General features: G+C 45.3%; 5 protein-coding genes and 1 pseudogene. 3 read left to right on the forward strand and 3 right to left on the reverse strand.

Features of this window, described 5'->3' with window-relative positions:
• Window positions 1-41 precede the first annotated feature (41 nt).
• From QZW47_RS25640 to QZW47_RS25650, 3 genes are all read right to left on the reverse strand, one after another.
• Complete coding sequence (locus QZW47_RS25640; protein WP_293133588.1) at window positions 42-3,179, reverse strand: MFS transporter; 3,138 nt, start codon at window positions 3,177-3,179, stop codon at window positions 42-44.
• Window positions 3,180-3,623: 444 nt separating this feature from the next.
• Entirely contained in the window at window positions 3,624-4,601 is a 978-nt protein-coding gene (locus QZW47_RS25645; RefSeq protein WP_293133591.1) for a hypothetical protein, read from the reverse strand.
• 133 nt (window positions 4,602-4,734) lie between these two features.
• Window positions 4,735-4,929 (reverse strand): hypothetical protein, encoded by a 195-nt coding sequence (locus tag QZW47_RS25650; RefSeq protein WP_293133594.1) that lies wholly within the window; start codon window positions 4,927-4,929, stop codon window positions 4,735-4,737.
• On the opposite strand from QZW47_RS25650, the gene proS reads away from it, so the two are divergent.
• The 3 genes and pseudogenes from proS to QZW47_RS25670 all read left to right on the forward strand — a co-directional run bounded on the left by proS (window position 4,929) and on the right by QZW47_RS25670 (window position 11,269).
• The gene (gene proS / locus QZW47_RS25655) at window positions 4,929-6,734 is read left to right on the forward strand and encodes a proline--tRNA ligase (RefSeq protein ID WP_293133597.1); all 1,806 of its coding nucleotides are present in this window, start codon (window positions 4,929-4,931) and stop codon (window positions 6,732-6,734) included. The genes QZW47_RS25650 and proS overlap by 1 nt on opposite strands.
• 251 nt (window positions 6,735-6,985) lie before the next feature.
• Window positions 6,986-9,093, forward strand: a pseudogene (locus QZW47_RS30235) (adenylate/guanylate cyclase domain-containing protein).
• 112 nt (window positions 9,094-9,205) lie between these two features.
• A complete protein-coding gene (locus QZW47_RS25670; RefSeq protein ID WP_293133603.1) occupies window positions 9,206-11,269 on the forward strand; it encodes an adenylate/guanylate cyclase domain-containing protein in 2,064 nt (687 codons plus the stop codon).
• The last annotated feature ends 238 nt before the right edge of the window (window positions 11,270-11,507 follow it).

An 11,507-nucleotide genomic window follows, 5' to 3' on the forward strand; every position in this document is an offset into this window, starting at 1 on the left:
GCCTAGAATCAGGAGAAATTTAATTGAAACTTGTGGAAATTCTAGCTAAACAAACCCGAAATTCCGCCTACTGCTATTGCTCCAGCCAAAGCGGAAACAACTACAGAAGTTAGAGCCGTACCGAACAACCACCAAGCAGCGGTTGCGGCGGCTTCGCGCGCATCTTCTGCTTGCTGCTTGGTCTTTTTCCGGATGTCTTTAATGCGTTTTTTGGCTTCTGTTTGCAGGCGTTCCGATCGCAATAAAACGCCATCCCGGGCTCCTTCCATTTGGTCAACAATTCGGTGAGCGTCTGTCTCGGAAATATCGGAGCGAGAGCTCAGCAGGGCTACTAAAGTACCGCGATCGAACTCACCTAAACGCTGTTTAATCGCGTCAAATCCCGCCTGCGGATCGTCAAATACTTTGCGGAAGTCGCGCTTGATGCCTTCGTAGTTGAGCTCGGGCCGATCGAGCGAATTGAGGTAATCCCGGATTTTACCGAAAATCCCGTCAATTGTTGACTGGAACTTGTCTTGCACCATTTGAAGTTGTTCGACAACCTCGTTGCGGACAGATTCAATGCGATCGGCAATTTTGTTCGCTTCTTCTTGGGAGATGTCTTCCCGCTGCGACAGCAATGCTACCAGCGTACCGCGATCGAAGTGCTTCAGCCGATCGCCCAAACTTTGCATCCCCGTTCCCGGTTCGCTAAAGAGCAACTGCAAATCGCGCTTGATACCGTCTGGATTGAGCTCTTCCTTGTCGGTATTCCGCAGGTAATTTTCCAAACTTCCTTGGAAATCCTTGACAGTTTTTTGAGCGCGAGATGCCAAGCGGCGCGGCGATTTCACGATGCTGCGAATCGAATCTTGCACGCGATCGATCGTCCGATTGATCTGTTCTTCGCTCAAATCTTCCCGCTGGGAAAGCAGCTTGACTAAGGTTTCGCGATCGACCTGAGAGAGTCTTTCCCGCAGCGCCAAGGCACCTTCTTTCGGATTTTCAAACAATTTGGTCAAATCTCGATTGATGCCTTCTGGATCGAGTTCTTCCAGGTTAGTTTTGTGCAGGTACTCGCCAATTTTGGCAGTAACTTCCTCGTACTGCTGCTTAGCTTTATCTGCAACAATTTGCGGCGCGTGGATAATGTTGTCGCGGACAGACTCGATTTTGTCGATCGCCCCATTGACCTGTTCTTCACTGAGATCTTGGCGCTGCGACAGCAACTGCACGAGTGTATCGCGATCGAATTGAGACAAGCGCTCTGAAAGAGCTTTAAAGCCTGCTTGCGGGTCACTTAACAGCGTTTGAAACTCGCGCTCTATCGCTTCAGGATTGAGTTCTTCCTGATTAGTATTGCGAAGATACTCTTCTACCTTTTGGCGCACTTCTTGCGCTTTCGATTTCGCTTGCTCTTGCAATTCTTGAGCTTTGGAAATTACGCGATCGCGCGAACTTTCGAGGCGTCCGATTAACTGATCCGCTTCCTCGGGGCTGAAATCCTGGCGCTGACCGAGCAATTGTACCAAAGTATCGCGGTCAAAGTGCGACAGGCGATCGCGCAAAGCCTCAAAACCAACATCGCGATCGTCCAACAGCGCTTGGAAGTCCTTCTCGATACCTTCAGGATTCAATTCTTCCTTGCCAGTCGATCGCAAATAATTCTCAATCCGGCCGCGCAAATCTTGAGATTGTTCATCACCAGCAGCAGCTTGCACAATTCCCAAAACTTCTTGGCGCACGCTTTCAAGCTGTTCGGCAATTTCCCTCGCCTGTTCCTGACTGAACCCTTCGCGGCGGCCCAAAATCCCTGCAAAATACTCAGGGTTCAACTGCTCTAACTGGCGCAAAACTGCTCCCGGAGAAGCTTCTGCGTCGTAAATAACATCCCGAAATTCTTGCTTGATAGTTTCTCGGTTGAGATGCCAAGGTTGAGCATTCAGCAAGTAATTTTCCACATCAGCCTTAGCGGTATTGAAAGGCAGCGCAGGCACTTTATCGCCCACCTTAGAAGCCACTGATTTAGCTGTTTCCTTGCCTTTTTCTGTTAGTTGCTGCAACTGACCAGAGATTTTTTCCACATCCAAATCCGACAAATCAGTCCGCGACAAAACAGTGCCAACTAGAGCTTCCACACCCATCTGCATCGCTCGCTTCATGCCGCCACCGCTGCTGGATGTCGATTTATTTTCCCGAGTTTCCAGAATTTGAGACAGCTTGGCGTTGAGCTCGTCAGACTTCAACAAATCCGGAGCCGCAAACTTAAGAAAATCAACCAACTCTAAATTCGGGTCTTTCTTGTCTTGCTGCTTGCCGAAAGTTTGCTTCCAAACGCCTTCAAGTTGGTCAGCAACTTGAGTGATTTCCTCCTTAGAAAAATCAGATCGGCTGCTAATTAAATCCACAAAAGTCTGGCGGTTAACATTCTTCAGAACATCGCTTCCAGCCAGAGATTTGATATCGGCATCGCCCAGCAACTTTTCAAATTGGCCGCGAATTTCCTTAACATCCAACTTCGGTAACTGCAAAGAACCGACATAATCTTGGATTGTTTCGCGAATGCTATCCGGGTCTACAGCCGAGCCCAACTCGCGGCGTACAGCAGCCACAGATGCTTCTACAGTATTGACCATTTGGTCGCTGGCCATCTTGCCGCCGATCGCAGAACCAGCAGTCCCCATGACGCCTTGAATGCCTGAAAAAGCAGTTTTAATCAAGGAACCAATCATCGAACCGACGGCGCTAGAACCGAGCCATACCAGCGTTAAAAAGTACGCCGACCAAATGACCACACCAATAATTGCCGCTCCATCTACCGAGGCAATTGAAGTTAGTTTGACCGCCAGAAAACAAGCTAAAAATAAAGCCAGGTTAACTGTGACTAAAATCCAACCGCCGACTAAGCCTTCGATCTTGCGAACTTTAGTGCCTAAACTTTCCGACTCGTCATCATCGTCAGTGTCGGGTAAAGCTTCATCCCAATTTGAGATTTTGGCAGCGATGGAGAAATTCGTTAACAGGAATTGGAAGCCGAAAGCCATGATGACTCCGGCGATTAATGCCACGAAAAACTGAGGGCTCAAAAACATCAGCCCTCCGATCTCGGGGTGGTCAAACGGGACATCTATTTCTACTGGCATTTGAGCAATACTGAATTTTGGACTGTACAGCGACATTAATAACTCGCTTTCAAACATAATTACCTCCTAAAGTTGGATGCCGAATTAGGCATATTGAAATCTGCCCCTAACTGTTAAGTAGGGGATTTGGAACTTTTTAGATGGTCGTTTGTTTCGTCAGGCTTTATCTTACGGAAGCCTTGGTTCGTGAAATCCGGATGAGTAATAAATCTGTTCTCTAGTTATGTCATCCTTACTGCTGATTATGGCTCTGGAAGCTGAAAAATAAATCCCTCTAAAGTCAGAAATCAGCTTTTTTGTGAGTGATAGCAGCAGAGTTCGCCCAAAAAAGGCAAGTTTCAAGCGGGGGCGATCGCGCTACCAATTACGATCGATAGAAATATCCCAAAAATCTTGTGGCGCAGGCATCTAGCCTGCGATTGACAGCCTTTTGACATCCATGTCTGATATTAGTAAAGTGCGATCAGGCGCACCCTACAGATAGTAGAGTGCGCTCGCGAGTTAGGATTCCGTTTGACTTTGTGGCTGAAAACGAGCCAGTAATTCCGATCGCTCTAGCTGCATAATCAACCGCGTGCGATCGAGGGTTTCTAATTGAATCAAAGGCTCGATTATTTTGGCTAATTCTTCATCAATTTCACCAAATTTTACTTGTAGCATACTCTCAACTATCAGGCGTTGACTGCGCTGAATACCTTCTTGGATACCTCGCTGAAGACCTTCCTGGATACCTTCTTGGATACCTTCTTGGATACCTTGCTGGATACCTCGCTGAGTTGCATCATCAAGTCGTTGCAAATAGAGGGGTGACAGTTCCATAATTAACTCCCGATCTTCTCGATCTGTGTCTTGGCGGACTTCTAAAATCGTTCGCAAGTTGTACAACAATTCTAACGCGCTCAACTGAAATAAATTATCAGAGGGTAATTCTCTCAATTCAGCAATAGCTTGCTTTTGGACATTTCCCTTCCCCAAAACCCTCAGCCACAGCGTTTCGGGAGTGCGCGGGAGTTGGTGAATCGCAACGATCGCCGATCTTAGAGACGGATTCAAAAAATAAACTCCATTTACCCAATTTTCAGGTTCAGGAGTCGCCCCAAATCCCGCTAGCATCGCGTCGGAAACCGTCGGCGACAGTATCCAGAGTTGAGGCAAGTCTGCCTCTGCAATCCGGGTATTATCTCTGGCTGCGACTCGTTCATATTCCGCGTGGACATCAAAGAGTTTTCCTAGACAACTGCGAATTTCTCCCAGTTGTACTGGACTGCGGAATGGTTCAAGTACAGCGGGTTTTGCTGCAATTTGACCCAGAATGCCCAGGGCTGTGGGTTCGACATCAGGTTCCGCTTTCGGGGCAAAGAAAACGTCAATCTGTCTCACTTCTCCAGCAATGTCGCGGCTAGTTTCGACTTTGCCAAGAGGCGTTAATAGTTCTTTGAGATACTGTTTGGCAAATTGGTCATGAATGAATCTGGTCATGAGACTTATCTGGTATCAACTGTTTATAAACCTCCCTATCAACTGTCAACTGTCAAGCCAACGATCGGCTTTTCGTGCAAGCTGTCAACCATCAACCATCAACCATCAACTGTCAACTGTCAACTGTCAACTGTCAACTGCTTTCATCTTTTAAGGCTACCCACTGAGATTGCAGAGTAGGATTGTGACAATTATCAAATGCTGCCATACCTTTTTGGTAGTTTTGCAAACTTTTATTCATATATTGAATCAAATCAGGCTGAGTTCTGATAATATCAGAACTTAATCTGAGATGACAATCATCCGGTATTTTAAGGAAATCAGCCAATGCGACTCTCTCAAATGCTTTTCGTCACCCTGCGGGAAGACCCAGCAGAAGCAGAAATTCCCAGCCACAAACTATTACTCCGCGCTGGGTACATCCGACGCATCGGTAGCGGCATATACGCTTATCTCCCTTTGATGTGGCGAGTTCTCAAAAAAGTCTCCCAAATTGTACGGGAAGAAATGGACGCTACCGGCGCTCAAGAATGCCTCCTCCCACAACTGCAACCTGCCGATTTGTGGCGGGAATCCGGCCGCTGGGATACCTACACTCAAGCTGAGGGTATCATGTTTGCTATGACGGACAGGCAGCAGCGAGAAGTGGGACTGGGGCCGACTCACGAAGAGGTAATTACTACAATTGCTAAGGATATGATTCGTTCTTATCGGCAATTGCCCGTACATCTATATCAAATTCAAACTAAGTTTCGTGATGAAATTCGCCCGCGTTTTGGGTTGATGCGCGGTCGCGAATTTATTATGAAAGATGGCTATTCTTTTCACACTAGCGAAGAAAGTTTGAAAAAAACTTATCAGGATATGGCTCAAGCTTACAGTAATATGCTGCGCCGATCGGGCTTGGAATTCCGAGCAGTAGATGCTGATTCTGGTGCAATTGGTGGCTCTGGTTCTCAAGAGTTTATGGTGCTGGCAGAAGCGGGTGAGGATGAAGTTCTCTATACTGAAGACGGTCTGTATGCTGCTAATGTGGAGAAGGCTGTGTCTATGCCTGCTGATGCCCAAGCTTCGCCTTTTACAACTTTTGAAAAGCGGGAAACCCCGGGAACTGAAACGATTAATAAACTTTGCAAGTTTTTGAAATGTTCTCCGACGCAAGTTGTCAAAAATGTGCTTTATCAAGCTGTTTATGATAATGGCACGACTGTCTTGGTATTGGTAAGCATTCGCGGCGACCAAGATGTGAATCAGGTAAAGTTGCTGAATGAATTGACCAAATTAGCGGGTAATTATCAAGCTAAAACTGTTTTGTTTTTGACGGTTCCTGATGCGGAAGCTCAGCGGAAATGGGCGGCTAAATCTTTGCCTTTGGGTTATATGGCTCCGGATGTTGCTGATGATTATATCGCTGGAAGTAAGGAGGTAAATTCTAAGTTTTTGCGTTTGGTCGATCGCACCGCAGTTGACTTAACAAACTTTGTCACTGGTTCTAACGAGTCAGGATACCACGTTGTGGGGGCTAATTGGAATCAAGAATTTCCCCTACCTGCAACGGTTGTAGGCGTTAGAACGGCCGTTGCGGGCGATCGGGCGGTGCACAATCCCGAACAAACCTTGCAAACCGCCAGAGGCATCGAAGTCGGCCACATCTTCCAATTGGGCACCAAATACTCCGAAGCCATGGGCGCCACCTACACCACCGAACAAGGCGAAGAAATGCCGTTTATCATGGGCTGCTACGGCGTCGGCGTGTCGCGGCTGGCTCAATCTGCCGTAGAACAATCCTACGACAAAGACGGAATAATCTGGCCAGTGGCGATCGCCCCGTATCACGCCATCATTAGCATCCCCAATATTTCCGACGCCCAACAAGTAGAAGTCGCCGAAAAACTCTACGCAGAACTCAATCAATCTGGTATTGAAACCATACTAGATGACCGCAACGAACGAGCCGGAGTTAAATTTAAAGATGCCGATTTAATCGGCATTCCCTATCGAATTGTGCCTGGTAAATTGCTGAAATCAGGCAAGGTTGAACTCGTAGAAAGAGCAACTCATAAAGCACATGAAATTCTCATTGAGGAAGTAATATCTACCTTGAAACAGTGGATTGATGCCGCTATCAAATAAGTTTTTGTAACGGTAAGGTGCGCGCTGCACCTACATTGAGGCTGACAAGGTGCGCGCTGCACCTATATTAGACCTCTTGCAAAAATAGTTAGGAACGGGCCGGAGAGCCCGTTCCACAATTGTTTTTTCTGTGGAACGGGCCGGAGAGCCCGTTCCAAAAGTTGATTAAAAAGACTTTTGCAAGAGATCTATTGAGGCTAGCAAGGTGCGCGCTGCACCTACATTAACTTATATAAAACTTAAAACTCGATATGAATCTGAACTTAAATCAGTTTCTTCGATTCCCTGAATCTCGAATTTGGCGGTACTTAGCCCAAGTAACTATCGTGGCGATTGCTTACGCCGTGGGGGCGAGACTAGCATTTGCAATTCAAGGTATCAATCCCTTTGCTGCCTCAGTTTTGCCCCCCGCAGGAATTGCACAAGCCGGAGTTTTATTGTTTGGCACAAAAGTCTGGCCTGCGATACTTTTGGGTGTGTTTTTCCTGAATTTAGTTAACCCAAGTGAACAGATATTCGTGGTTTGGCTGGGAGGAAGCCTCGGAGGAATTTTGCAAGCTGTTTTTGCAGCAACTGTACTTCGCTGGCTGGGATTTCGTCCATCTCTAGAACGTTTGAAAGATGTAGTTAATTTAATTTTATTTGGCGGGTTACTTCCCACTAAAATTAGTTGCACTATTGGCGCATTTTCCCTTTGTTTAGCAGGCAAAGTAGATTGGTCAGCGTATTTATATGCTCGCTGGAATTGGTGGTTAGGAGATACAATGGGAGTTTTGATTTTCACTCCATTAATTCTCATACTCTTGCGTCCAAAAGTCACCGCATACCGTTTAAAAATACAAACAGAGCAACCGAAAAATTATTTTATTTGGCGGGGAATCTGGATGATATTATTAATTGGGGTAAGCTGCCTGGTTTTTGAATCTAAAAATGAAGATTCTATTTCTCGCTATCCCCTAGAATATTTATGGAGTGCCTAGATTTGTTCGATCGCGCCCTCAACCAGCACTTCGAGGCTATGGAATTAGCAGCAGCAGACTATCCTGTCTATTTTCAAGCATTGCGAGAAGAACGTGCAATTGCTGCCTTTGACGCCCAAAAAGATTTTAGAAGTAGAGAGTTTGCGGAAGCATACCTAATTCCATTAGGCATCACTTCCATGCTAGATACGCCGATTCAAATAGGCGGAGAAACAGCAGGAGTTCTCTGTTTAGAACACATAGGAATGCCCCGTTATTGGACTATTGAAGAACAAAGTTTCGCTGTTTCTCTAACAGACTCTGTAACTTTTGCAGTGGAAGCGCGACAACGCCAGCGCGCTGAAGCAGCGCTGATTCAAGCCGAGGCAAAATACCGCAGCATTTTTGAAAATGCGATACTCGGCATCTTTCAAACTACTCCCGACGGGGAATATCTCAGCGTCAACCCTGCTTTAATTCGCATTTACGGTTACAGTTCCTGTGAGGAATTGATGGGAACTTTAACTGATATTAACAGCCAGCTCTATGTATACCCAGAGCGCCGCGCAGAAGTCATCCATTTAATGCGAACCAACGGCAAAGTATCTGATTTTGAATCTCAAGTTTACCGCCAAGATGGCAGTATAATTTGGATTGCTGAAAATGCTTATACTGTCTGCGACAGACATGGAAATTTGCTTTATTACGAAGGCACTGTCGAAGATATCACAACTCGTAAAGAAGCTGAGGCAGCTTTACGATTAGAACAAGAAAAATCCGATCGCCTCCTCCTCAATATTTTACCACAAGCGATTGCCGAAAGACTCAAACAAGACCAAAGCATCATCGCCGATACTTTTGCAGAAGTCACAGTATTGTTTGCAGATATAGTCGGTTTTACCCAAATTAGCTCCCAAATTTCTCCGCAGGAATTAGTTTCCTTGCTTAACGAGATTTTTTCCACATTCGATCGCCTAGCCCAAAAGCACGGATTAGAAAAAATTAAGACGATTGGCGACGCTTATATGGTAGTGGGAGGGCTGCCGATGCCCCGCCACGATCACGCAGAGGCGATCGCCCAAATGGCCCTGGATATGCAGCAAGCAATTAGTGACTTCAGCCATACCCACAATCAAAATTTCAGCATCAGAATCGGCATCAACAGCGGCCCAGTTGTCGCCGGAGTAATCGGCATCAAAAAATTCATTTACGATTTGTGGGGAGACACCGTTAACACCGCTTCCCGCATGGAATCCCACGGCTTACCGGGTAAAATTCAAGTCACGCCTGCAACTTACGAGCGATTGCAGGACAAATATTTATGGGAAAGTAGAGGCACAATTGAAGTCAAAGGTAAAGGCGAAATGAACACTTATTTTATTACCGGAATCAAGTTATAGCCTTTCTCCAAGAGATGATGTACAGATTGAAACTTTAGATTTTAGATTGATTGGTCAATACCTCATCTGAGAGAGCGAACTGCTATAGTTAGTTAAAAATCTAAAAATCACTATGAACCCAAACAAAAATAAGTTGTGGCGATTTTCAAAATCTCTAAAATGGCAATACTTAGCAAAAATAGCTGTCATTGCCTTGGCCTACGCTTTATCCGCAAAAATAGCATCTTCAATCCCAGGCGTGAATAAATTCGCTACCTGCGTCTGGCCGCCCGCAGGAATTGCACAAGCCGCACTTTTATTGTTTGGTTGGCGTGTTTGGCCCGGCATAGCTTTAGGCGTATTTTTTTACGACACTATCAACCTCAATGTATCCTGGAGCATCGGATTAGTGTCTGCATTCTGTGCTTGCCTGCAAGCTTTTTGTGCATTTATTTTAATGCACCAATTCAAATTTCGTCCGTCACTCGAACGGCTAATAGATGTACTCAATTTAGTTTTTTGCGGTGCTTTAATTGCCACTCAAATTAACTGCTCTCTCGGTACGCTACGTCTGTGTTTGACTGGTCTAGTTCAGTGGAGCGAATATTGGATAATTCGATGGAATTGGTATCTCGGAGATACCTTAGGAGTTTTGATTTTTACTCCGCTGGTACTTATTACATACCAAAAAATAACGACATATAATTTACCAAATACACGCCGTAAAACACTTGCAAGTCGAATTTGGCGCGGCATCTGCTTGGTGTTATTGGTAACTGTCAGTTGGCTAGTATACAACTCAAAAAGTGATAGCAATCTTTCCGGTTATCCCCTTGAATACTTGCCATTTCCTTTAGTGATTTGGGCAACCATTCAATTCGGACAGCGCGGGGCTGTTTTAGCATCTTTCATTGTCTCCAGTATCGCTATTTGGGGAGGTTCTCAGGGAGGCGGCCCCTTTATTGCCAAAGCGGAAAATATCAATCAGGCAATCTTGTTTTTGCAGGCTTTTATGAGCGTGATTGTAGTTACTTCGCTGCTATTAGCCACTACGGTTGCCGAACGTGCATCAGCCGAAGAATCGCTACGGGAAAGCGAAATTAAGTATCGAGAATTGGTGGAAAATGCTAACAGCGTTATTTTAAAAATAGATACCGAAGGCAATATTACTTTTTTTAACGAATTCGCACAAAAGTTTTTTGGTTACAAGGAAGAAGAAATATTGGGGAAACACGCAGTTGGGACAATTATACCCGAGACAGATACAGCGGGAAACAACCTGAAATCATTATTGAGTAATATTTTAAGTAACCCAGAAGAGTATACGACGAATGAAAATGAAAGCATTCAACGTAACGGATCTCGCGTTTGGGTGTCGTGGGCAAATAAACCGCTGTTTGATGCGGCAGGAAAGTTCGCGGGACTGCTGGCAATCGGTACGGATATCACAGCCCGTCGGCAGGCTGAAATCGCGCTGTACAAGCTGAATGAAGAGTTAGAATTTAGAGTAAAAGAACGAACTAATGCTCTCAATGATACTTTAAGTGCACTGCGAGTTCAACAGGAACAATCAGAACGGTTGTTGTTAAATATTTTACCGGAAGAAATAGCAAATCGTTTGAAGCTGGGAGATAGTACGATCGCAGATACTTTTGCTGATGTTACTGTCTTATTTGCGGATATCGTAGGTTTTACTCAATTGAGTGCGCGAGTGTCTCCCACAGAATTAGTTGCTTTGTTGAATGAGATTTTTTCGACTTTTGATAATCTAGCAGAAAGGCACGGTTTGGAAAAAATTAAGACGATTGGCGATGCTTACATGGTGGTGGGAGGGCTGCCAATTACTCGCCCAGATCACGCAGAGGCGATCGCAGAAATGGCACTGGATATGCAGCAGGCAATAATTGAATTCAGCAATAGCCACAATCAAGATTTCAGCATCAGAATCGGCATCAACAGCGGCCCAGTTGTCGCCGGTGTAATCGGCATCAAAAAATTTATTTACGATTTGTGGGGAGACACGGTTAACACCGCTTCCCGCATGGAATCTCACGGGAAGCCTGGGTGCATTCAAGTAACAGCGACAACTTATCAACAATTGCAGGACAAGTATTTTTTTGAAAGTCGCGGTGCGATCGAAGTTAAAGGTAAGGGAAAGATGATTACTTATTTGCTACAATGCCGAAAATGGCTTTAATCTAGGTTTGTAGTGAGGACTTTAGTCCTTTCTTTTTAGACTTAGGAAGAAGGACTGAAGTCCTCACTACGAACGTTTTTTTTTCTAAAAGTAAGGGCGATCACACTTTTAATTTCGACTTAGGAAGAAGGACTGAAGTCCTCACTACGAACGTTTTTTTTCTAAAAGTAAGGGCGATCGCACTTTTAATTTCGACTTAGGAAGAAGGACTGAAGTCCTCACTACGAACGTTTTTTTT

Origin of the sequence: Microcoleus sp. bin38.metabat.b11b12b14.051, from assembly GCF_013299165.1 — a bacterium.
Classification (GTDB): Bacteria; Cyanobacteriota; Cyanobacteriia; order Cyanobacteriales; family Microcoleaceae; genus Microcoleus.